The organism is Lacinutrix iliipiscaria (assembly GCF_042686125.1).
Taxonomy (GTDB): domain Bacteria; phylum Bacteroidota; class Bacteroidia; order Flavobacteriales; family Flavobacteriaceae; genus Oceanihabitans; species Oceanihabitans iliipiscarium.
In genome coordinates, this window is record NZ_JBHUOV010000002.1 from 159,842 (window position 1) to 182,968 (window position 23,127).

The 23,127-nt window shown below is 29.9% G+C and carries 22 protein-coding genes; 17 read left to right on the forward strand and 5 right to left on the reverse strand.

The window, feature by feature from the left end; all coding sequences use genetic code 11:
- Window positions 1-24 precede the first annotated feature (24 nt).
- The 5 genes from porX (at window position 25) to ACFS5M_RS07855 (ending at window position 3,384) form a co-directional block, all read left to right on the forward strand.
- Entirely contained in the window at window positions 25-1,578 is a 1,554-nt protein-coding gene (gene porX / locus ACFS5M_RS07835) for a T9SS response regulator signal transducer PorX (RefSeq protein ID WP_183487612.1), read from the forward strand.
- A gap of 95 nt (window positions 1,579-1,673) precedes the next feature.
- Window positions 1,674-2,102, forward strand: coding sequence for a tRNA (adenosine(37)-N6)-threonylcarbamoyltransferase complex ATPase subunit type 1 TsaE (gene tsaE / locus ACFS5M_RS07840; protein WP_183487614.1), 429 nt, complete (start codon window positions 1,674-1,676; stop codon window positions 2,100-2,102).
- A 169-nt stretch (window positions 2,103-2,271) separates the two neighbouring features.
- A complete protein-coding gene (locus ACFS5M_RS07845) occupies window positions 2,272-2,415 on the forward strand; it encodes a hypothetical protein (RefSeq protein WP_183487616.1) in 144 nt (47 codons plus the stop codon).
- Between the two features lie 19 nt (window positions 2,416-2,434).
- Window positions 2,435-2,908: a hypothetical protein gene (locus ACFS5M_RS07850; RefSeq protein WP_379898473.1), complete on the forward strand. Its 474-nt coding sequence runs from the start codon at window positions 2,435-2,437 to the stop codon at window positions 2,906-2,908.
- A 140-nt stretch (window positions 2,909-3,048) separates the two neighbouring features.
- On the forward strand, window positions 3,049-3,384 hold the full coding sequence (locus tag ACFS5M_RS07855; RefSeq protein WP_379898476.1) for a hypothetical protein: 336 nt from the start codon (window positions 3,049-3,051) through the stop codon (window positions 3,382-3,384).
- A 19-nt stretch (window positions 3,385-3,403) separates the two neighbouring features.
- Here ACFS5M_RS07855 and ACFS5M_RS07860 read toward each other — a convergent pair whose 3' ends face one another.
- Entirely contained in the window at window positions 3,404-4,036 is a 633-nt protein-coding gene (locus tag ACFS5M_RS07860) for a hypothetical protein (RefSeq protein WP_183487622.1), read from the reverse strand.
- A complete protein-coding gene (locus ACFS5M_RS07865; protein WP_183487624.1) occupies window positions 4,026-4,643 on the reverse strand; it encodes a hypothetical protein in 618 nt (205 codons plus the stop codon). The genes ACFS5M_RS07860 and ACFS5M_RS07865 overlap by 11 nt, the downstream gene beginning before the upstream one ends.
- 118 nt (window positions 4,644-4,761) lie before the next feature.
- Here ACFS5M_RS07865 and ACFS5M_RS07870 point away from each other — a divergent pair, with 118 nt between their 5' ends.
- A complete protein-coding gene (locus ACFS5M_RS07870; protein WP_183487626.1) occupies window positions 4,762-5,961 on the forward strand; it encodes an alanine dehydrogenase in 1,200 nt (399 codons plus the stop codon).
- A 3-nt stretch (window positions 5,962-5,964) separates the two neighbouring features.
- Window positions 5,965-6,333 (forward strand): DUF4258 domain-containing protein, encoded by a 369-nt coding sequence (locus tag ACFS5M_RS07875; protein ID WP_183487628.1) that lies wholly within the window; start codon window positions 5,965-5,967, stop codon window positions 6,331-6,333.
- A 51-nt stretch (window positions 6,334-6,384) separates the two neighbouring features.
- Here ACFS5M_RS07875 and ACFS5M_RS07880 read toward each other — a convergent pair whose 3' ends face one another.
- The gene (locus tag ACFS5M_RS07880) at window positions 6,385-7,902 is read right to left on the reverse strand and encodes a T9SS type A sorting domain-containing protein (RefSeq protein WP_183487630.1); all 1,518 of its coding nucleotides are present in this window, start codon (window positions 7,900-7,902) and stop codon (window positions 6,385-6,387) included.
- Between the two features lie 434 nt (window positions 7,903-8,336).
- On the opposite strand from ACFS5M_RS07880, the gene ACFS5M_RS07885 reads away from it, so the two are divergent.
- The 10 genes from ACFS5M_RS07885 to asnB (ACFS5M_RS07930) are packed head-to-tail and all read left to right on the forward strand — an operon-like array spanning window position 8,337 to window position 21,174.
- Window positions 8,337-9,431 (forward strand): glycosyltransferase family 4 protein, encoded by a 1,095-nt coding sequence (locus ACFS5M_RS07885; RefSeq protein WP_183487632.1) that lies wholly within the window; start codon window positions 8,337-8,339, stop codon window positions 9,429-9,431.
- A gap of 1 nt (window position 9,432) precedes the next feature.
- Complete coding sequence (locus tag ACFS5M_RS07890) at window positions 9,433-10,383, forward strand: glycosyltransferase family 2 protein (RefSeq protein WP_183487634.1); 951 nt, start codon at window positions 9,433-9,435, stop codon at window positions 10,381-10,383.
- An 8-nt stretch (window positions 10,384-10,391) separates the two neighbouring features.
- Window positions 10,392-11,738 carry a murein biosynthesis integral membrane protein MurJ gene (murJ, locus tag ACFS5M_RS07895; protein ID WP_183487636.1) on the forward strand — a complete coding sequence of 449 codons (1,347 nt, stop codon included), beginning with the start codon at window positions 10,392-10,394 and terminating at the stop codon, window positions 11,736-11,738.
- Window positions 11,738-12,841, forward strand: coding sequence for an O-antigen ligase family protein (locus tag ACFS5M_RS07900; protein ID WP_183487638.1), 1,104 nt, complete (start codon window positions 11,738-11,740; stop codon window positions 12,839-12,841). The genes murJ and ACFS5M_RS07900 overlap by 1 nt, the downstream gene beginning before the upstream one ends.
- Window positions 12,842-12,853: 12 nt before the next feature.
- Window positions 12,854-14,698: an asparagine synthase (glutamine-hydrolyzing) gene (asnB, locus tag ACFS5M_RS07905; protein WP_183487640.1), complete on the forward strand. Its 1,845-nt coding sequence runs from the start codon at window positions 12,854-12,856 to the stop codon at window positions 14,696-14,698.
- Window positions 14,698-15,792, forward strand: coding sequence for a glycosyltransferase (locus ACFS5M_RS07910; protein ID WP_183487642.1), 1,095 nt, complete (start codon window positions 14,698-14,700; stop codon window positions 15,790-15,792). Before asnB (ACFS5M_RS07905) ends, ACFS5M_RS07910 begins: the two co-directional genes overlap by 1 nt.
- On the forward strand, window positions 15,782-17,197 hold the full coding sequence (locus tag ACFS5M_RS07915; protein WP_183487644.1) for an MBOAT family O-acyltransferase: 1,416 nt from the start codon (window positions 15,782-15,784) through the stop codon (window positions 17,195-17,197). Before ACFS5M_RS07910 ends, ACFS5M_RS07915 begins: the two co-directional genes overlap by 11 nt.
- 5 nt (window positions 17,198-17,202) lie before the next feature.
- A complete protein-coding gene (locus ACFS5M_RS07920) occupies window positions 17,203-18,138 on the forward strand; it encodes a hypothetical protein (protein ID WP_183487646.1) in 936 nt (311 codons plus the stop codon).
- Window positions 18,131-19,282, forward strand: a complete 1,152-nt coding sequence (locus ACFS5M_RS07925) for a glycosyltransferase (protein WP_183487648.1) — start codon at window positions 18,131-18,133, stop codon at window positions 19,280-19,282. Before ACFS5M_RS07920 ends, ACFS5M_RS07925 begins: the two co-directional genes overlap by 8 nt.
- Window positions 19,270-21,174, forward strand: coding sequence for an asparagine synthase (glutamine-hydrolyzing) (gene asnB / locus ACFS5M_RS07930; RefSeq protein WP_183487650.1), 1,905 nt, complete (start codon window positions 19,270-19,272; stop codon window positions 21,172-21,174). Before ACFS5M_RS07925 ends, asnB (ACFS5M_RS07930) begins: the two co-directional genes overlap by 13 nt.
- Here the strand turns inward: asnB (ACFS5M_RS07930) and ACFS5M_RS07935 are convergent.
- On the reverse strand, window positions 21,154-22,077 hold the full coding sequence (locus tag ACFS5M_RS07935; protein WP_183487652.1) for an ATP-grasp fold amidoligase family protein: 924 nt from the start codon (window positions 22,075-22,077) through the stop codon (window positions 21,154-21,156). The two genes, asnB (ACFS5M_RS07930) and ACFS5M_RS07935, sit on opposite strands and share 21 nt — an antisense overlap.
- Window position 22,078: 1 nt before the next feature.
- Entirely contained in the window at window positions 22,079-23,032 is a 954-nt protein-coding gene (locus ACFS5M_RS07940; RefSeq protein ID WP_183487654.1) for an ATP-grasp fold amidoligase family protein, read from the reverse strand.
- Between the last annotated feature and the right edge of the window lie 95 nt (window positions 23,033-23,127).

Sequence of the window (23,127 nt, forward strand, 5' to 3'; positions counted from 1 at the left end):
TTACAATTTCATAAACAAATATACATGAACAATATAAATATTCTTTGGGTTGACGACGAAATCGATTTATTAAAACCTCATATTCTATTTCTTGAACAAAAAAATTATAAAGTAACCACCTGCAAAAGTGGTACAGAAGCCTTAGAAGTATTAGATGACACCAATTTTGATATTGTTTTTTTAGATGAAAACATGCCTGGTCTAACAGGTCTAGAAACTTTAAATGAAATTAAAGAACGTCGTGATAGACTTCCTGTCGTTATGATTACTAAAAGTGAAGAAGAATATATCATGGAAGAAGCTATTGGTAATAAGATTGCAGACTATTTAATTAAACCTGTTAATCCGAATCAAATATTACTAAGCTTAAAAAAGAATCTAGACCATTCGCGTTTAGTATCTGAAAAAACAACCTCTAACTATCAGCAAGAGTTCAGGAAAATAGCTATGGATTTATCTATGGTTAATACCTATGAAGAATGGGCAAGTTTATATCAAAAACTTGTGTATTGGGAAATTCAACTTGAAGACATTGAAGACATTGGGATGTTTGAAATACTTGAATCACAAAAAACTGAAGCCAATACGCAATTTGGAAAATTTATTGATAAGCATTATCCAAATTGGTTTGAAGCACATACAGATGCTCCTGTTATGTCTCATACGCTTTTTAAAGAAAAAATTGTCCCAGAAATTGGTAAAGAACAGCCTACACTTTTAGTAGTTATTGATAATTTACGTTATGATCAATGGAAAGCTTTTGAACCTATTGTTAATAATTACTACAAAAAGGATAAAGAAATTCCCTTTTATAGCATTTTGCCAACAGCAACACAATATGCTCGAAATGCTATTTTTTCTGGATTAATGCCAAGTGACATGGAAAAATTGCATCCTAACTACTGGAAAAACGATACCGACGAAGGTGGTAAAAATTTGCATGAAGCCGATTTTTTAAGAGAGCAATTAAAACGATTAGGCTTATCGCATCTTAAACATGAATATTACAAAATTACCAACCTTAAGAATGGCAAAAAATTAGTTGATAATTTTAAAGGTTTAAAGGATAATGACTTAACCGTTGTGGTTTACAATTTTGTAGATATGTTATCGCATTCAAAAACTGAAATGGATGTCGTTAAAGAATTAGCATCAAATGACAAAGCGTATCGTTCTTTAACTTTAAGTTGGTTTAAAAATTCTCCTTTATTAGAAATGATTCATCAGGCGCAACAGCTAGGTTTTAAATTAATATTGACTACAGATCATGGGACAATTAATGTTAAAAATCCTTCTCGAGTTGTTGGAGATAGAGACACCAGCTTAAATCTTCGCTACAAAACTGGTCGCAGTTTAACTTATGAAGACAAAGATGTTTTAGTCGCTAAAGACCCAAAAAGTATTCATTTACCATCAATTTCTATGAATAGTTCTTTCATTTTTGCAAAAAGTGATTTGTTTTTTGCTTATCCAAATAACTATAACCATTATGTAAGTTATTATAGAAATACGTATCAACATGGAGGCGTTTCATTAGAAGAAATGATTATTCCGTTTGTGGTATTAAATCCTAAATAATATCTATATAATACATAAAAATCCGATGAAATGCGCAAAAAATTAGTTTTTAACAATTTTTATATGTATAATTGTACGTTAATTTAAAGTAAGGTTTGGAAATAAATTACACAATTAACAACCTAGAAGAAGTTGCTAAAACACTTTTAGAGCATAGTAAAAGTAAAATTTTGCTGTTCCATGGTTCAATGGGAGTTGGTAAGACAACACTTATTAAGGCATTAGTAAAAGCTCTAGGTAGTGCAGATGATGTACAAAGTCCTACCTACTCTATAGTTAATGAATACCAAGGAACGCCACATTCTATATATCATTTTGATTTATATAGAATAAATGACCTTGAAGATGTGTATAATTTTGGTTTTGAAGATTATTTAAATGAAAGTGATTGGATATTAATAGAATGGCCAGAATTAGTGATAGATATTTTACCTGAAGATGCACAACATGTATTTTTAGAATTAAATAATGATAACACCAGAAAAATAGTTATAAATAACCCTAAATCTAAAAAAACAACCTGAAAAAAGTAAGAAAACATTTACACCTTTAGTGATTTTGCTTAAATTCTACGGAAAAACCGTAAGCAAAAATTCAAAAAATGTTGATTTTAACATAATTTTAACATTTGGAGCAAAATGACAATATACTCTTTAGTTACTTTTGGACTATTAATTAATAAATCCCTTACGTATGAAAACTAAAAAGTATTTAATTGCAATTGCAATTTTTGGTGGTGTGTTGTTTACAGCTCAGGCAACTAATTTATTAGACCTAGATGGACAACAAACAACTAAAATCGACAAGAAAAAGAGACCAGTCCCAACACACGGATAGGTCTGTCAATAAGAGCTTAGTGCTTGGTAGTTTAATTGCTACCTTTATAGCAATAAGCCCTTACTTATTTTACTTATATGAAAGTGTTCCTGACACTCAAGTCTGGAACACTTTTTTGTTTACCTATGATAGTACTTATTGGGAAGATGCCAATTATGCTATGTGGATATTAACTGGAAAAATAATCCCCCTCCTATTTTTAATTATATGGTTTTTTACTTGTCGCCATTGGTGGTATCATGCTATTCTAGTGCCTATTGCTATGTATACTTACCAAATATTTGGTTTTTTGAATGATGATTTAAAATATTTAGATGAATTTCAATTATTATATTTAGTCCCAATAATGGCAATTGTTATCCCTTCTATTTATTTGATTCGTGCAAGAATATTTGATAAGCTAAATTCTATTGACAAATCCATGCAAGAATTAGAAGATGAATTAATGATTAAACCAAAAGGTGTTTGGGATAAAGTCAAACAATATTTTTAAAAGTTAAATTTTATATAAATGTTGATAAAAGAGAAAGCATCATGTTTTCTCTTTTATTTTTTTACATATATTAGCACAAACAATAGAATATATTCTACTAATAGAATAAGGTTATTATGAGTAAAACGATTCATAGGATCATGCTACTAATTAAACATCTAGGCATTAGTGCTAGACAGTTTGATATCTCTATAGGTACTGCCAATGGCTATATTTTACGCATGCAAAAAAATAATGCTTCTGTTGGTAGTGATGTTATAGAGCGTATTGTAAAATTATATCCTCAAGTAAATCTGGTTTGGTTGATTACTGGTAAAGGCGATATGCTACTTAAAGAAAAATCTAATGAAGCATCACAATCTGACCAAGCTATTGAAACCTATATTAATGAACGTCTTAATCAAAAGTGGAGTTCTGAAAAAAAGGCTTTACTAGAAGATATATTAAAAGAAATAAAAAGCGCTAACAATAAGTAATAAGCCTAGCTAATTACTATTAAATTATAAATTCTTCTCTTAGCCTTATTAATTTGGTTAAATATTCTTTTTTATCAAGGTTGTTTTTTTCTTTTCTTAATTGTATAAGCTTCTTTTTAATTTCTTTATAGTCTGCAGTTTTAAAATTAGAAACACTGCCTAACATTGTGTCAATTTCTTCATCAAGCTGCTGATTTACACTTTTTGAGTAAGAAAAGTAACTTAATTTAACTGACAAAAAAGTTAATAAGAATATTAATGGCAAGCTTAACATTAAGCTATAATATATTTTATAATCAGCTTGTCTACTTATTTCAAAAAAATAAGTTGTTAACTTATTTATTTCAATAATTAAAGGAATTAAAATTGCATATTTCCATTTATGTTTACAAGTCAAGTACCACAAACTAAAAATTATTATTGTAAGAATTTTATAACTAATATGCCAAAGCATTTTATCTACTTCTAAATCTACTGACTCTAAATCTAATACAAAAAATAAAGTTTCCCATCTACTAGTTTCCTTAGGAGATATGGTATATAAATAAAATAAAAAAGGTGAGGCCATAATAATAATTGTAATTATAATGTCTCTATAAAAATAATTTCTCCCAATAATAAAGGGCTTAAACATATTTAAATTATAAATCATCAGTCAGTCGCTTTCTTAAATTCAACAGTTTATTATTATATTCATTCAGACTAAGAATTGATTTTTTACTTTTGATATACTTAAGTTCTTTTTTAAAAAATACAATTTCTTCTTGTTTAATTAGATTTAAAACCTCAATTATTTGCTCTATCTCTTGATTTAATTCATTGTGTAAATCAGAGTATTTAGAAAAATACCCCATTTTTTTTGTAAGAAAAATTATAAATATAATAATGGGAATAGTTATAGGTAAACTTTGCAAAAATTCAATTTCATCAATATGAACTGTAGATTTGTCAAAAAATGATCTTAATTTAAATAATTCTAATATTAATGGTACTAAAATCACTTTTCGCCACCAATGCTTGCATGTTCCATACCAAATAATTAACATAATTATTATCAACAATTTCACATTTATCATCCATAAATAAAAATATACATCATCCCAATTACCAGAATCAATTAAAAATAATTTAGTCTTCCATTCTTGAGTTCTAGTAGCTAACTTATATATAAAAAACAAAAATGGTAAAGCTACAATTGAAATTGTAATAATAACATCCTTAGTTTTTAATTGCTTTATTTTATTTAATAACAGGCTCATAATTAGTATAATAATACAAAAAATAGAGTTTATATTCTATATAAATCTTTTAAATTTTAATTTATTTATAAATAAATAATATTTTGTAATTTGACTAACCAATTAACGTGTCCGTTTTATGTCAAAATCCTTATCGCCTTTTACTAAACAGCAATTATTACCTCAAGAAGAAACTCTAGAAGTTTTAAAGAAAAAAGGAAACCTTTTTATTGGTATTCCCAAAGAAACTGCTTTTCAAGAAAAACGTGTATGCCTAACACCTGATGCTGTTTCTGCTTTAGTAAGTAATGGCCATCGTGTGTTAATTGAATCTGGCGCTGGTAAAGGGGCTAAATTTAGTGACAAAGATTATAGTGAAGCTGGTGCAGAAATAAGCAATGATACTTCAAAAGTATATGCTTGCCCAATCATTCTAAAAGTAGAACCTCCTACTCTAGAACAAATAAAACTTATTAATCCGCAAACCATTTTAATTTCTGCTTTGCAACTCAAAACACAAACTAAAAAGTATTTTGAGACTTTGGCTTCAAAACGCATTACTGCACTAGCATTCGAATTTATTCGAGACGAAGATGGCACCTATCCTGCTGTACGCTCTTTAAGTGAAATTGCTGGAACGGCTTCTGTGCTCATCGCTTCAGAATTATTAAGTAATGTTAATGAAGGTAACGGATTAATGTTTGGTAATATCAGTGGTGTTCCACCAGTCGAAGTAGTCATTATTGGCGCTGGAACTGTTGGTGAGTTTGCAACAAGAAGCGCCCTTGGTCTTGGTGCAAATGTAAAGGTTTTTGATAATTCTATTACCAAACTACGTTGTATCCAAGCCAACTTAGGACGCACTATTTACACCTCTACACTTCAACCAAAAAATCTTACTAAAGCACTTAAACGATGTGATGTTGCCATAGGTGCTGTACGTGGAAAAAACAGATCCCCTATCTTAATTACTGATGCAATGGTTGAAAGTATGAAATCTGGAGCTGTGATTATTGATGTTAGTATAGATATGGGAGGTTGTTTTGAAACTAGCGAAGTAACAACACATAAACACCCAACGTTTGTCAAACATGGAGTCATTCATTATTGTGTTCCAAATATTCCAGCTCGTTATTCTAGAACAGCTTCTATATCAATCAGTAACATATTTACGCCTTACTTATTGAAAATTGGTGAAGATGGTGGATTAGAAAATTCTTTACGTTTTGATAAAGGTTTGAAAAATGGGTTGTACTTTTACCACGGAATTTTAACTAACAAATCTGTTGGTGAATGGTTCGATTTAAAACACAGTGATATTAACTTACTTATCTTTTAACAATTGAAATTAATTCAACGTATTGGTTATTACCTTGGAGGTTTCTCTTTAGGATTAATCCTTTTAGCATTCTTTTTAAACGGAAAAAAAACATCTTGCGCTTATGGACCTGAAGCTCGTGTTTTAAAAAACATAAATACAAAAACACTTGTATACTCTAATGAATTAAAAAATATCCTAATTCATAAACACATAGATAGTGCTACTATTAGTGATGCACTTTTAAAAGGAGATGTTGATTTTTCTGAAAGTGATTCTAGAAAAAAACCTTGCGGAATTTATGCTATAGATAGCTATATCAAAGATAAAGAAGTAGTACTGATTGTAGAAAACTGTGATAGTATTGCAACTTTAAAAAACATTGAATGGTAAAAAAAAAGCTTCATAAAATTATGAAGCTTTTTTATCGTTTATAAAATTAAATTATTCTCTAATAATTTTTTTAGTTTGCTTTTTTCCATCTACGATAACAGAAAGTAAATACACACCACTAGGATAAGACGATACATCTAAAGTTAAAGAACTTTCGTTATCTACTAATTTATTCATTAAAGTTCTTCCAAGAATATCATTTAATTGTACTTCTGAGATTAGATTATTAGGTCCGCTAAGTTTGATATTAATAATGTCACTCGTAGGATTAGGATATACTTTTAAAGCATCTGTAAATTCATTTTCATCTACACTTAAGCTTTCTTGAGGATATTCTAAAACCCATGCTGGAGGATTAGGATCTGACATAATATTACTGTCATTCCAATTACTAGCAAATAAAATTTTAGTCCCATCTCTATTTGGAACAGCCATAGTTGAATGACCATTACCTGGAGACACATCATTATGATGTTTTGTAAAACGCTCAATAGTTCCAGAATTATCTAGTTTTATTGCAAATATTTCTCTAGAAGCCACATCATGACTAGTACAACATTGTTCACTTACATAAGCCCAACCTGGTCTATCTGTATTTCTACAACTAATATGCCCTCCCCAGATTCCTCCAGGATATTGAAATAATGGTTGTACACCTCCACCATCTAATCTAGCTGAATACACATAAGAATCGTTATTCCAACCATCTGGTCCTTCATAGGCTACCATCACATCATTACCATCAGCATCAATACCTAAATCGCCATGTGCAGTTAGGTCATATATATGTCTTTCATTAGTCAAATCAATATTATATGATTTTAATCCTTGAGTAGGACCTGAACCATCTGTTCTCCATGATACTACAGCAAAGTTTCCAGATTGTGATACTGAAAACCAATCTAAGTCACCAGAAGAACCAATATTTTTGGTTCCTACAACTTCATCATTCTCTATATCATAAACAATTAAAGTTCTATCACTTCCGTTTTGACCAATTAAACCAACATACTTATCGTCGTTAGATTGATTGCCTTCACCATATCCAAAATCTAAACTTGAAAATGAACTAAAAGTACGTAGAGTAACTCTCGTATTTGTTAAAACATTAAATTTCACGAATCGATTTCCTGGTGTTCCATACATATAGTTAGGCTCAGTATTCGCCCATCTTCCATAAGAAGGAATATCTCTCCAAAATAAAAATTCAAAAGTTTCACCATCTAATATTGCAGCTGGATAGCCAGCAAGTTTAATTAATGAACCATCTGAATTCCATGTTTGATCTTTTGCATAATTATGTCTTACACGTATAGATGTTGTACCAAAAACATCTTTATCACTAATTCTTGTAATAGTACTACCAGACATTGTTTCGGTAAAAGGCTCTAAATACTCTGGAAAACCTCCAGTAGGAGCTTGATAAGGTTGGTAGTTTACTGTTGATAATTGAATATCTTCCGGGTAGTCTTGGGCAATTACGTTTGTGTTTGAGGCATAAACTGTAAAAATAAGCGCCAAAAATAAATTTCTGAACGACAGAAACTTATTAGTGTATAAGTTTTTCATTTTTAGGGATTTTGCTATTAATCGTTGCTAATCTATAATTTCATTTTTCTCAAACAAGTAAACTTTTTACTTTTTCGACGAAATACACGATTTTTGTAAGTATTTAACTACATATAATGTTTTTTGTAGTATTTTTTAACATTTAATCGATATATTTTGTCTTTTTCGCTAACACTTGAAAAAGATGAATTACAAATATATACGCTGAAATGCATGTTTTTGGATGTTTTTGGTGTCGAAAATTATGAAATACTTATTAACACGCTGACTTACAGTATTTTAAATATTAAATTACATTTTAAAATATAAAAATGGTATTTCATCTAATTAATAATAAAACATGATGCTAGAGTTTAAAAAATATATACTTTTATTGCGCTATTAATCTAGGTTTCGTACTAAAAATAGTTCAAAATCCTACAATCAAGAATTTCTTGAAACGAAAAAAAATCGCCTTTATAATACCAAGTCTAAAAGCTGGTGGTGCGGAACGTGTAGTATCTTCACTAGCGAATCAACTCATTAATGAATTTGATATCGTTATTGTTGTACTATATAAGTGCACTCCTTTTTATTCCATTGATTCAAAAGTTAAAATCGCTTACGCGAAGAATCTATATAATAGTACACCTTCCTTTTTTCAATCTTTAAGGAATCACTATGACTTAATTAAAAAGTCAAAGACGATCATAAAAGATTTTAATGCAGATGTCATTATAGGATTTACAACTAGTGCAAATATCTATAGTGTCATTATTGCGAAGCAGCTTAAGATTCCTTCAATAATTAGTGAACGTATTCATCCTAAATATGGAAGTATTAGTAATTTCTGGGTAAAAGTTAGAAAGTACGTGTATCCAAAAACTAATGCCTTAGTTATTCAAACTAATGATATTCGTAATTACTTTAAATCATTTGTTCATAATAATAAAATATCTATCATTAATAATCCTTTATCTGATGAGTTAGCTAATCAGAAACTAGAAAACGTTTCAAAGAAGAATCATATTATTTGTGTTGGCAGATTAGAGCATCAAAAAAACCAAGAACTATTAATTAATGCATTCTCTAATATAGAAAGAGGTAATTGGCAACTTTTACTAATTGGAGAAGGTCATAAAAGAGAACAATTTCAAAACCTTATCAATCAATTAAATTTAAATGATTCTGTTAAACTCTTAGGAAACTCTAAAGATATTTCTAAGTATTATAATAGTGCTAAGATATTTGTGCTTCCGTCTAACTATGAAGGATTTCCAAATGCACTTATAGAAGCTATGTATTTTGGAATGGCTTGTATTTCTACCAATTGTCCTTCAGGACCTTCAGAAATAATTAATGATGGCGAAAATGGATTTCTAATTCCAGTGAACGACCAATTACAGTTAGAAAAAAAATTAACTATACTTCTAGAAAATGAAGTTTTACAAAATCAATTTAGAAAAAAAGCCATGGAAAGCACAGCGTGTTTTAAAGCCGATTTTATTGCAAATAAATGGAAAGAATTAATCTATAAAGTCTTACAATAATATGAATTTAACAGATTTATTACCAACATATAAAAAGCAAGACCATAAAGAAACGTATAAATATACCTTCACAATATTTACGCCTGTTTACAATAGAGCTGATACTTTAGAACGTGTTTTTAAATCTTTAAATGCACAAACTTATAAAGATTTTGAATTGGTTTTAATAAATGATGGCTCTAAAGATAATTCTCATGAAGTTGCATTAGAGTTAATGAAGACTGCAAACTTTGAAATTAATTACATCAACAACGCTAAAAATCAGCATAAAATGGCGTGTTTTAAACAAGCTATTGCCATTGCAAAAGGTGAATTTATTTTGCCTTTTGATTCTGATGATGAGTGTACTCCTGATGCTCTCGCTATTTTTAAAAAGGAGTACGACTCTATTCCTGATGAAAGAAAAGCATCTATAAGTGGAGTGACTTGCTTATGTAATGATCAATTTGGAAACTTAGTTGGTGAGAAGTTCCCAACGTCTCCATACTATAGTAACACCTTTAAACAACAAATCCGACAAGCTTCTTCTCAAGAAAAATGGGGCTTTACTAAAACAAAAGTTTTAAAAAATATTACAATAAACAATGCTATATTTTCTCGTGGTTATATTCCTGAAGGTGTTATATGGGAACTCATTGCAAGTCAAAATTTTGAGACTAAGTATATTAATGAAACATTGAGAACCTATTACTTAGATACAGCAAACGCCATTTCTATTCAAAACCATGAAAAAGATGCTTTTGGAATGGCTGTTTATTCTTTAAGTATATTGAATTGGTATTATAAAACTCACCTTTTCAAACAGCCCAAGCTTTTTGTAAAACGCATCTATACTTTATTAAGAGCTGCACAATATTTAGAATTTAGTTTAAACGATTACCAACAAGCTACCCAAAGTAAATTATTAAAACTGTGCTTTACTTTAGGTTGGCCATTTAAACGTCTTTTATAATTATAAATTTGAAAAAAAACTTCAACATATCAGCCTTAAAAAAACTCATTAGTAGTCCTACAGTTATTAATATTATAACAGTAGCAACTATTGCTATTCTTGTAAAAGGGCTAGGTTTTTACAAAGAGGTAGTGGTTGCTGGAACCTTTGGTTTATCCGAATTATTAGACACCTTTTTTGTGGCTGCTATACTTCCTGGCTTTATTAGTGAAGTATTTTTAAATGCTTTTAAAGGTGTATTCATTCCAAATTATATTGCAGAGAAAAAAACAAGCAATAAGCTTGGCGCTTTTCAATCGACAAGCTTTATCATTACTCTAGGGATTTCATTATTTTTTATTCTATTATCCTATTTATTTACAGATGTTTTTATTGAAACTATAATTAAAGGAAAAACTCCAGCATATTATGCTTTAGTCAAAGTTCAATTTTATTACCTTTTACCATGCATTCTATTTTGGGGATTTGCATCTTTATTAAGTGGTTTACTTAATATATATGATGAATTTAGATATTCTTCGATATATCCTATTTTCACTTCAATAACCATGCTTATCTGTATTTTTTTCTTTAAAGAACAGCTACAAGATAGTGTTTTAGCAGTAGGTATGCTTTCTGGAGCGATCATTCAATTCTTATTCCTATTTATTGTTGCCTTACAGAAAAAAATCATAAAAATTAAAAAGCCAGATTTCTTAAATTCGAATACGATAATCATGTTAAAGCAAGTTCCTGCTAAAGTCTCTTCAGGATTTTTAACAGGATTGATTTCGGTAACCGATCAAATTTTTGCTGGTCAATTAATTATTGGTTCTATTGCTGCATTAAATTATGGCTTACGCATACCTGCATTCTTTACTGCAATAATTGTTCTTGCTTTAGGAAATGTTCTTCTTCCCTACTTTTCAAATCTCAATCATGATAATAAAGAAGAAGCTTTTAAAAAATTGTATTACATTCTTAAACGCTTATTTATAGGATTAGTCTTAGTGTCTGTTTTAATTATGATTTTTTCAGATTTTATAATCGAATTATGTTTCGAGCGTGATGAATTTACCCAAGAAGACACTAGGATTGTTGCAAATATTCAGCGCATGTTTTTAATTGGTTTACCCTTTACAATCTGTGGAAACATTATAGTTCGTTTTCTTACGAGTATAAATAAAAATGCATATATGGCTTACATTTCATTTGCTACTGTAATCTTAAATATTATTTTAGACCTAATTTTAATGAAATATTATGGCGTAATGGGAATTGCTCTTTGTACAGCTTTATTACAAATGTTTAGAAGCATTGTGTATTTAAACTATACTAAAAAGCAAGAAAAAAAATTAGCGATTAATCACAATTAATGAAAGAGATACTTAAACATATCATTTTAGCTTTAACCATATTAAACCTCCCAATGTTTGGTTTAATATCGTTTAATCCTGGACTTGGTGCAGCTGCTAGTGCTTTATCTCTAGTCTCATTATTGCTTTATTATTTCTTTATTAAAAAAAGTAAACCTCTATTGGCTTTGCTTCTTTTAGGAATATTGTATTTCTCTATTGGTGGATTAAATTTTTCTGGAGAAATAACAACATTCATGAAAGATATATTTAGATATTTTCTATTTATACTATCTATTACTGAAGTTGCTAAAAACACTACTAATGCTGAAGCTTGCTTCTATTTACTTATTGGCGCCATAAGTATTATTGTAAATGCCTTGATATTTTCTGATGAATATGGTAGGTATGCTGGCTTTTATATTAACCCTAATCGAGCCGCTCTAATTTGTATTTTAGGATTTGCATTCACTTATAGATTAGCCAATAAAAAACATAAAATAGCCGCACAGTTTATATTCACATTAGCTGGAATAGCCACTTTATCGCGTTACTTCCTTTTACTTTTACTAGTGGTCAATCTCGCTTCTCTTTTTGCCAATAAGAAGAATTTAATTGGGCTTTTAGTTGGCGCAATTGGTATTATCGTTATTATTAATACACCAGCATTCGAACTTAATAAAGATAGATTTGATGCCCTTGAAAGTTTTTTTAGCGAAGGAGAAGTCAAAACAACAACCATTACTAGAGAATCTAGGCAAGAAACTTGGGCGCTTTACACAGATGTTATTTTAAATAATGCCATTATAGGAAATGGTTATGGTTCAATGCAAGGACATCAAGGTGATACTGTTGGTATTAAAGTTGGTGTTCACAACACTTATCTAATGGTTTTAGGCGAAGCTGGCATCATTCCTTTTATACTATTGGTAATATTTTATATAAGCTTAGGAGTAAAAAGTTTAAAACACTTCAGGCTTAATGCTGAATATTCTTATTTAGCCATGATTATGGCATCCTACTTATTAGTATCTCATAATTACTTTTATAACTATGTGATTTTATTTTTTACAATTTGGCTTTATACTAGAGTTGATAATGATGCCATTGAAACTCAACTTTAAATAAATTAAATTATGTGTGGTATATACGGTTCAACATTAAAATATTCTCCTTCCCAAGTTAAAGATAAACTTGAGCGAGCTTCTTTTCGAGGACCAGATGCATCGCAATTTACTTTTATAGGAAAAGACGAAAATATCGTCTTCGGTCATAATAGATTAGCAATTATTGATCTAGACGAAAGATCTAACCAACCTTTTACATATAAGCATATCCATATTGTTTTTAATGGCGAAATTTACAATTTTATCACGATTAAAAAGGAACTCATATCTAAAGGCTATTCGTTTAATACTACTAGCGATACAGAAGTCCTGTGTGCTGCGTATCTTGAATACGGAAAAGCCTTTATAAATAAACTCAACGGTATGTTTGCCTTTGTAATTTATGATGAAGAAAAACAATGCTTATTTGGTGCTAGAGATAGAATGGGACAAAAACCTTTTTACTATACACTAAAAGATAAAGGGTTTGAATTTGCAAGTCAGATTTCATCTATTCAATTACACAACACAGATTTAACCATATCTAGCCAAGCAATTTCCTTGTATTTAACTTGGGGAAATATTCCTGATCCTTATTCCATTTTTAATGAGGTTCATAAATTAGAAGCTGGCTATTCTTTTGAATACGACTTAAAAACAAACCACTTTAAAAAAGAACAATATTGGGATATTTCTAGCCGTAAAATTGAATTGTATAAAGGGAGTTATGACGATGCCAAAGAAGAGCTTTCGCATTTAATAAAAGACGCTTCTTCTATACGCTTATTTGCCGATGTTCCTGTTGGTGTGTTTCTTTCTGGCGGAATTGATTCTTCAATTATTGCAGCTTTAGCATCACAAACCACAGAAAGTAAAATTAAAACTTTTTCAGTAAAGTTTAATGAGAAAGGCTTCGATGAAAGTGAATATGCTTCTCAAGTTGCAAATCACTTAAAAACAGAACATCATGTGATAGATTGCAACTACTCTGAAGGTTTAGATTTAATAGAAAATTTCAATCATTATTTTGATGAACCTTTTGCTGATGCTTCTGCAATCCCTTCAATGCTACTAGCAAAACACACAAGAAAACATGTTACTGTTGCGCTTTCTGGCGATGGTGGAGATGAAAGTTTTATTGGTTATACGCGTTATAAATGGCTAAAACAAGTCGAACCTTTTTATCGCTTACCTGCTTTTATTCGCCAAGGCTCTTCAAAGCTTATAGGCAGTATGCCACATTATAAATTAAAAACCATCGCTAAAGGTTTAGAGCATCAAAATATTGAAGATTTATACCTCGCTATAAGTAGTGGCATTGATAATGCTTGGGTTAAAAATCATAAAGAATGTACTAACGTTGTAGAACAGTCTTATTTAAAACATTCTGAAAAGAATTTATTAGAACGTATTTCTGATTTTGACTTAAAAACGTATTTAAATTGGGACATCAACACTAAAGTAGATAGAGCAACTATGGCCTTTTCTTTAGAAGCTAGAGCGCCTTTATTAGACTACAGAGTGGTTGAATTTGCACGTCGTTTACCAACTCATTTTAAATACCACAAAAACAATCAAAAACGTATTTTAAAAGACGCGCTCTACAATCATGTGCCAAAGCATATTTTTGATCGACCTAAAGCTGGGTTTACCATGCCTTTTTCAAATTGGTTTAGAACTGAACTAAAAGAGTTTGTATTAGATGAATTAAATGAAGAAAGCCTAAAACAAATTCCGAATATTGATGTTCAAGAAGTACAGTTACGCATAAAACAGCACATGGATGGTTCATGGAATAGATACCCTTTAATATGGAAGCTATTGGTTTTAAAACAATGGTTAAAAAACAACGGAGCAAATTACACTATTAAATAATGAGTCAACAAAAAATTAAAATAACATTTTTGATTCCTTCACTAGCAGCTGGTGGTGCTGAACGTATTTTGTCTTTTGTGGCTAAAAACATAAATAAGGAAAAGTTTGACACAACACTTTTAGTTATTGGCTTTGAAAAAGATACTGTTTATGATGTTGAAGGTTTACATGTAAAGTACTTTAATAAATCAAGAGTCCTAAAAGCTATTTTTCCTGTTATAAAATACCTTAGAACTGAAAAACCTGATATTGTATTAAGCTCTATTTTTCACTTAAACACCTTAATGTCATTTCTGTCAATTGGGTTTCCAAAAATTAAATTTATAGCTAGAGAAGCCAATGTTTTAAGTGTTTTAGCTCAACATGGCACAGACAACAAACTTAACTTTTCTAAGTTTTTTATCGTTAAAGCCTATCAACTTATTGATTGTCTAATTTGTCAGTCTAAAGACATGCAGAACGATATGGTTGCAAATTATAATGTGCCAAGAAATAAAACTGCGCTAATTAATAACCCAATTACTTCAGCGACTTTACCGAAAACCGACATTAGAAAATCTAATGAACCTTTGCAAATTATAACAGTAGGACGCTTAAGTAAAGAAAAAGGCCATGAACGCATTATAGATGTTTTATCGCAATTAGACTTTCCGTTTCATTACTATATGATTGGAGATGGTATTGAAAAAGAAAAATTACTAAATAAAATCGACCAAAAAGGGCTTACTAAAAATGTCACACATATAGAATACACAAAAGATGTAGAGTCTTTTTTAAGAAAAAGTGATGTATTTTTGCAAGGCTCATATTCTGAAGGTTTTCCAAATTCTTTAATTGAAAGCTGCGTCGTTGGTACACCAATTATTGCGTTTAAAGCTCCTGGCGGAATTGATGAAATTATTGAAAATGGAAAAAATGGTTATATTGTCGATTCAATTGAAGATTGTATAAATCATTTAACCCAAATTTATACAGACTTTAATTTCTTCCCTCAACAAGTAAATCAGATAGTTACTGAAAGATTTAATAGCAAAAAAATTATTAATCAATACGAAAATCTATTTTTAAAACTAACCACAAACCATGCTATTTAACTCTATTGAATATTTAATTTTCTTGCCAACAGTTTTTATACTGTATTGGCTATTAAAAGGTGATTTTAAAAAGCAAAATATGCTTTTATTAATTGCTAGTTTCATCTTTTACGGATGGTGGGATTGGCGATTTTTAGGCCTAATTGTTTATAGTTCTTACTTAGACTATTTTATAGGCTTAAAACTGCATGCTGAAACATCTGATAAAATTAGAAAACGCTGGCTAACCTTCAGTTTAGTTTCAAATTTAGGCTTATTAGGCTTTTTTAAGTATTACAACTTTTTTACTGACTCTTTTGCTGCTTCCATGCAGTTAGTTGGCTGGGAAGTAGATGATTTGACTCTAAATATTATTCTTCCTGTTGGAATCAGTTTTTACACATTTCAAACGTTAAGTTATACCATAGATATTTATAGAAAAGAAATCGAACCTACTAAAGATATTGTGGCCTTTTTCACGTTTGTAAGCTTCTTTCCTCAATTAGTTGCTGGACCTATAGAACGTGCATCACATCTTATTCCACAAATAGAGAAAAAACGTGTTTTTAAGGAAAAGTGGTTTAAGGATGGTTTGTTTCAAATTGCTATAGGATTATTCAGAAAAATTGTCATTGCTGATAATCTCGCTATATATGTAGATTCTATTTATGGCGATCCTGAAATTCACAATTCTAGTACATTACTTTTAGCTACAATATTTTATTCATGGCAAATCTATTTTGATTTTACAGGATATTCAGATATTGCCATAGGAAGTGCCAAGCTATTAGGTTTTGAGTTTAACCAAAACTTTAACATGCCTTATTTCGCTAATTCTGTATGGAAATCGTGGAGACGATGGCACATATCATTATCGTCATGGTTAAGAGATTATTTATTTATTTCATTAGGAGGAAGTAAAGGCAGTACGCTTTTTACATTCAGAAACTTAATGCTAACTATGGTATTAGCAGGCTTATGGCATGGTAGTTCTTGGAGCTTTGTTATTTGGGGTGCTTTTCATGGGTTTATTTTAATTCTTGACCGCTTCCTTTTAGCTGTTTTTAAACGAAAAGATTTTGGCAAAATAGGATACCTCTACCCTTACCTAATTGTACTTATTTCATGGCCACTTTTTAGAGCTCAAAATCTAAGTGAAGCCGTATTTATTATGAAAAAAATGCTGTTTTTTGATTTTAAAATGCCTTTTATTGGTGACTCTAATACTGTAACAACAGGAATTCTAATGTTAGCTATTGGTTTTTGTTTTGACTTATACCTATTTAATAGTAAAAAAGAAGCACCTCTGGAAGAAATTGGTAGCACTTTTAGCACCAAAAACTATAGCATTATAATGACTGTAATCATTTTGTTATCAACGCTGTTTTACTCGACTTCGACTAACTTTATTTATTTTCAATTTTAAGAATTATGACTAAAGCACATATAATATTTACTATAAAACTTTTAGCCATCATCTTGGTGCTCTCTTATGTTTTAGATAAAGTGATTTACTATTCATTAAATAAAGTTAGTGATACTGTTTATACAGGACAAGCCATTGGAAAACTAAACCACTATCTTTCAGTGAAAGATACCACACAAGTTATAGCTTTTGGTAGCTCCAGAGCAAATCATCATATCGATGTGAGAAAGCTTTCTAAATCGAGCTTTAATGTTGGTGTTGACGGAAAATTTATTGCTTATAGTAGTACACTTATTAAGTTATTACCAAAAAATAAAAAACAACAAATCATCTTACATATCGACCCAAATGTTGCTTTTAGAAAGCATTATAATCGTAGTGAAATTAAAACACTAATGGTTAAATACCACAGAAGTCCAATTATTAAAAAGGAATTAAAAAAAGCTGAACAAGAAAATCCGTTACAAGAGTTTTATTGGTCTATAGATTATAATGGTCTTGTTTTAGGTATTTTAAAAAATGCCGTTTTTCCTAAATACGACCATACCAATTATTCAGGATATGACCCTTTACATATTGGTGAAAATGATAAAGAAATCTTTAAAAAAATATTGGAAAGAAGAGACCCTTTGGATTGTGGAGAAAATATAAAAATGAACGACCTATACTTAAGCTATCTTAAAGAAATTAAGACCTTTTGTGACGAAAATAATAAAAATTTAATCTTAATCACTTCACCATTATATGTCGATGATTGCCCTGAAGACAACTTAGAACTTGCTCAAATATTAAGCGAATTAAATATTACTTATTACGATTACACCAACTACTTTAAAGATAATAACGCTTTAGAATACTGGAAAGATTTAAGTCATATGTCTGATGTCGCAGCTAATCAATTTTCTGAAACTTTAAGCAAAGATTTATCTTTAAATGAATAACAAAAAAAATATAGCTTTATTTGTTGCTTCTATTGGTTACGGTGGAACAGAACGTGTTGTTAGTAAACTTGCTAATGAGCTAATAAACTACTACAATGTTACCTTAGTTCTAATTTACAACTCTATAGATCTTCCTATTCATGACGATGTAAATATTGTTTGCATTTCTGATAAAGAGGAGCATTTTGACAACTCTAAATGGCTAAAACTATCAAACTTCTTACGAAGCGCTTTAAAATATCGGAAAATTATAAAAGAGCACGAAATAGATATTAGCATCTCTTTTTTAATAAAACAAAATGTAATTAATGGGTTTACAAAAATGTTAAACCCAAGCCTTAAAACTATTATTAGCGAACGTTGCTTTCCTTCAAAAACATATGGTCTTTTTGGAAAACAATTAGTAGCCTTTTTTTACAATAAAAATGATTCTTTATTCTCGAATTCATTACACATTAATGCTGACTTACAAGAAAATTTCAACGTAAAAATTCCTGCTAAAGTCATTTATAATCCTATTTATACTCAAGACCAAAAACCAGATTTCAAAGCCTTTAACGACGCTAAAGAAAACTTTAAGGTTATTTCTGTAGGACGATTAATTCCTATTAAAAATCAGGAAAGTTTAATTCAAAGTATCGCGCTTTTAGATCCTAAAACAACTTTAAACCTATATGGTGTTGGACCTTTAGAAGAGGAATTAAAAGCCTTAAGTTCTACACTAAAATTAACCGAGCGTATTCACTTTAATGGCAATAGCGACACTATTAATCAATCAATTTTAGAAAATCATTGCTTAGCATTAACGTCTTTGTCTGAAGGATTTCCAAATGTTATTCTTGAAGCCATGTCTCTTGGTGTGCCTGTTGTTGCTACTAATTGTATGTCTGGTCCTTTAGAATTGCTAAATGACAATATTGAAATTACAATAGATAAAGGCGATTTTTATAAAGCAAAATATGGACTGTTAGTTAATGTCGATGATACTGAAGGTTTAGCAAAAGCCATTTCATATTATAGAGAACATGAAGAACTTAGAAAAAAATATAGTGACTTAAGCTTTAAAAAAGCTAAACAATACGATATTTCTGAAATAGGAAATCAATTGAAAAACTTAATAGATGCGCATTTATGTGTGGAATAAATGGAATAATAAGTACGACTAAAGATCTAGATGCAGTAAGCAAGACATTACAAAAAATGAATCAGCTTATATGGCATCGTGGTCCAGATGAGAATGGGTTTTACACAAAAACACATCATCAGTCTATGGTTGGTATGGCAATGCAAAGGCTTTCTATTATCGATTTAAGTACTGGGAAACAACCCATTTATAATGATGATGAAAGTATTGTTATTGTTTTTAATGGCGAAATTTACAACTATCAGATTCTAAAAAAACAACTTGAAAATGAAGGCGTTACCTTTATAACTAAAAGTGACACTGAAGTTATTTTAAAATTATACGAAACTAAAGGCGAAAGTAGTTTTGCACTACTAGATGGTATGTTTGCCTTCAGCATTTATGATAAAAACAGAAATAAAGTGTTTATTACACGTGATTTTTTTGGTGAAAAACCTCTGTATTATCATAAATCGGAAAAGGAGTTCTTTTGGGCTTCCGAGTTAAAGTCTATTATAAATAATTTAGAAACCAAACCTGAAATATCAAAAGAAGGGTTGAATCTATATTTCAAACTCACCTATACACCTGCGCCTTTCACTATTTATAAGGATGTTTTCAAGCTTGAAGCGAATCATTATATTGAATATGATTTAACCGACAACACGTTCAATATTCATCAAATTAATTCCGTTAAAAACGAAAAACAAGACCTTTCATTTAATGATGCTAAAGTAAAATTGCACGATCTTATGATGCAAAGTATTGAAAGTCGTTCGATTAGTGATGTCCCTTTAGGTACATTTCTTTCAGGTGGTGTAGATTCTTCAATTGTAAGTTTAGGCTTATCGCAACTAACCAATCAAAAAATTGACACTTTTTCTATTGGATTTGACAAAGCGTCTTTTGATGAAACAGATAAATCAAAATTAGTCGCCAAACTTATTAATAGTAATCACCATGAATTTATCATTTCAGAAAAAGATTTAGAAACACACATTCATGAAATTCTTATCAATTTTGATGAACCTTTTGCAGATTCTTCAGCATTACCAACCTATATCGTTGCTAAAAAAACTAGAGATTTTGTCAAAGTCGCTTTAACTGGCGATGGTGGTGACGAAGTTTTTGGAGGTTACAATAAGTATTATATAGGAAAGCTAAATAGCAAGTACACCAGTGTTGTTCCTGAGTTTTTACATAATAGTACTAAAAGCATTTTAAACAAGGTGCTTTCGACTAAAGATGATAATCGAGGTAAACGTTTTAAGCTTAAAAAGTTTGTAAACGCTATAAATTACAATAATGAACATTATTGGAATATCATTTCATTAGGTTATAGTAACGATATCGACAAGCTACTAAAGCCTAGCATGTTACAACATGACGTTTTTGAATTTTATAAAAAGCAATCCAATATTAAACAACCCAAAACAGTACATGACTATCGCGAAATTGATAGACATATGAGTTTAGAAGGCGATATGTTAGTTAAAGTAGATCGAACCAGTATGCTTAATTCTCTTGAGTGTAGAGCGCCATTTTTAAACAAAACGCTTTGGGAGTTTTCTAATAGCTTACCTGAAGACTACCTACTAAAAAGCTACAATAAAAAACACATTTTAAAAGAAGCTTTTAAACATGAGTTTCCTGAAGATTTCTTAGAAAAATCTAAAAAAGGCTTTGTGGTTCCTGTTGGAGATTGGTTACGTTCTGGCTTAAAACAAGAACTAGAAAGCTATATAGATACTAAGTTTCTGGAAACACAAAATCTTTTTGATATTGACTATATCAAACAATTGGTAAGTCATCACTTATCTGGTAAAGAAGATAATAGCTATAAAGTGTGGACTTATTATACGTTTCAAAAATGGTATACGAACGTATATAACTTAAACTTTAGTTTTATGTAATTTTAATCGCTTTCCAAAGTCATCATCATAATGTTTTGGATTAAAAGCACCACTTCCAGATTCCGCATGAAACGTTAATTCACCAAAATATATTTTATCATTAACATGGTAAAAATCGACACGTAAATAGCAAAAATCTTGAGCGAATTTCTCTCCTAATTCTATCATTTTATCAAACAACTTAGGTCTTTCAACATCATTACCAGTCTTATAAACCCATTGTACATCTAGCAAGTTCCAGTTGGCGTCATATAAATTTCGTCTATGGTCTTTTTGCCTATCAATATCTACTTGAGTAAATTCTAATTTGCCATTAAAATAGTGCATTTTATAATCAAAAGGAATATCGCCAGACTTATCCATTAATAACTCCTCAACCACAATACGACGCTCAATATTTTTGTATTGCCATTCTTTAAATCTGTGGTAATAATTAATGTTTAAAAACTTTGCTAATGTATTTTGAACATTAATCCAATTATGCTGACTTTTATCTCTAACAATAATACCTCCCGAACTATCATGATTGGTCTTTATAATTACAGGATAATCTGGTAAATTTTCAGGGACAATAGCTCTAGGGTTTTTAGTTTCAAATACTAGCGGAATAAGGTACTCCTCGCCTATTTTTTCTTTAACATAATCTCTAACTTTATACTTGTCTGCACAAATTGTATGCAAAGGCGTTCTGTCATTCAACTTTAACCATTGCAGCTTTTCATTAAAAGTTTGTGGATTTTCGAGGTTTGGTTTATACCCTAAATTCTTAACAAATTCTTTATTAATTAAAGCTGTATCAGAAACTAATGCATACCGCAAATATTCATAAATGTTTTTAAAAGGTTGAATAAGAGCAAAACCTAATCGCGTATTATGATATATATCAGAAATAAATTGCTTCATTTTAAGCTTCTTTTTTAATTGTTTTTAAGTCGATTAATTGCCCCAACTCTAAGTCGTATTTTTTAGGATGAATGGTCTCTAAACCACTTCCATGGTGAAAAGTGACTTCTCCAAAATACACTTTATTTTCAAAATCGTATAAATCTATTCTTGCATAACAAAAGGCTTTAGATAATTTTTCGGCAACAGTAATCATTTCATTAAGATTTACAGGTCTTTCTAAAGCTCTTCCATTGTTCCAAAGTGGTTGGTCGTCTTGCCATAATGACCATGTAAAAGGTAATAATTCCCAATTAGAATTATATAAATTACGTTTATGATTTGTATAGCGATCTATATCAACCTGAATCACTTCAACTTTACCATTAAAGCAATGTAATTTATAATCAAAAGGAATTTCTCCTGTACTATTTACCAAAAGTTTTTCAGCAATCACACAAGGCTTAATATGTTTGTATTGCCATTCTTTTCCAGAATAATAATAATTCTTATTTAATAATTTTTTAAAATGTTTCTGAGTTGATTTCCAATCGATTTTGGCTTTATCTCTTACTATAATACCTCCAGAACTATCGTGATTAGCCTTAATTATAAAAGGAAACTCTGGAAAATTTGATGCTGTAATGTCTTCAACATTAAAACTTTGAAACACCAATGGAATTAAATAATTTTCACCAACAGTATCAATAACATAATCTCTAACAGCAAATTTATCTGCACATTTGGTATGCAAAGCGGTTCTATCGTTTAGCTTAAGCCAGTTAATTTTTTCATTTAATGTTTTTGGATTTTCTAAATCTAGAACGCGACCAAAACGTTTTTTAAAGTTTTGCTTTAAAAACACATCATCTTTAATAAAGTGCGTTCTATAATAGTGATGAATTCCAAGAAAGAAATCGATCAGTTTTTTTCCAACCCAAGTATTATGATATAAATACTTAGCAAATTTTAGCATAAATAACGTTTTAACAATTCTAAATTAGAACAAATTTTATTAAACAAAAAACTTATCCTATTTTAGTTGCAAACTTAAGACATGAAATGAGTAAA

Excerpts from the sequence above, each read along its gene's own strand:
- ACFS5M_RS07855 (WP_379898476.1), top strand. The coding sequence starts at position 3,049 with ATGCTACTAATTAAACATCTAGGCATTAGTGCTAGACAGTTTGATATC.
- ACFS5M_RS07920 (WP_183487646.1), top strand. The coding sequence starts at position 17,203 with ATGACTAAAGCACATATAATATTTACTATAAAACTTTTAGCCATCATC.
- asnB (WP_183487650.1), top strand. The coding sequence starts at position 19,270 with ATGTGTGGAATAAATGGAATAATAAGTACGACTAAAGATCTAGATGCA.
- ACFS5M_RS07860 (WP_183487622.1), bottom strand. The coding sequence starts at position 4,036 with ATGATTTATAATTTAAATATGTTTAAGCCCTTTATTATTGGGAGAAAT.
- ACFS5M_RS07880 (WP_183487630.1), bottom strand. The coding sequence starts at position 7,902 with ATGAAAAACTTATACACTAATAAGTTTCTGTCGTTCAGAAATTTATTT.
- ACFS5M_RS07845 (WP_183487616.1), top strand. The coding sequence starts at position 2,272 with ATGAAAACTAAAAAGTATTTAATTGCAATTGCAATTTTTGGTGGTGTG.
- ACFS5M_RS07940 (WP_183487654.1), bottom strand. The coding sequence starts at position 23,032 with ATGCTAAAATTTGCTAAGTATTTATATCATAATACTTGGGTTGGAAAA.
- ACFS5M_RS07890 (WP_183487634.1), top strand. The coding sequence starts at position 9,433 with ATGAATTTAACAGATTTATTACCAACATATAAAAAGCAAGACCATAAA.
- ACFS5M_RS07925 (WP_183487648.1), top strand. The coding sequence starts at position 18,131 with ATGAATAACAAAAAAAATATAGCTTTATTTGTTGCTTCTATTGGTTAC.
- porX (WP_183487612.1), top strand. The coding sequence starts at position 25 with ATGAACAATATAAATATTCTTTGGGTTGACGACGAAATCGATTTATTA.
- asnB (WP_183487640.1), top strand. The coding sequence starts at position 12,854 with ATGTGTGGTATATACGGTTCAACATTAAAATATTCTCCTTCCCAAGTT.
- ACFS5M_RS07900 (WP_183487638.1), top strand. The coding sequence starts at position 11,738 with ATGAAAGAGATACTTAAACATATCATTTTAGCTTTAACCATATTAAAC.
- ACFS5M_RS07915 (WP_183487644.1), top strand. The coding sequence starts at position 15,782 with ATGCTATTTAACTCTATTGAATATTTAATTTTCTTGCCAACAGTTTTT.
- ACFS5M_RS07870 (WP_183487626.1), top strand. The coding sequence starts at position 4,762 with ATGTCAAAATCCTTATCGCCTTTTACTAAACAGCAATTATTACCTCAA.
- ACFS5M_RS07910 (WP_183487642.1), top strand. The coding sequence starts at position 14,698 with ATGAGTCAACAAAAAATTAAAATAACATTTTTGATTCCTTCACTAGCA.
- ACFS5M_RS07935 (WP_183487652.1), bottom strand. The coding sequence starts at position 22,077 with ATGAAGCAATTTATTTCTGATATATATCATAATACGCGATTAGGTTTT.
- ACFS5M_RS07865 (WP_183487624.1), bottom strand. The coding sequence starts at position 4,643 with ATGAGCCTGTTATTAAATAAAATAAAGCAATTAAAAACTAAGGATGTT.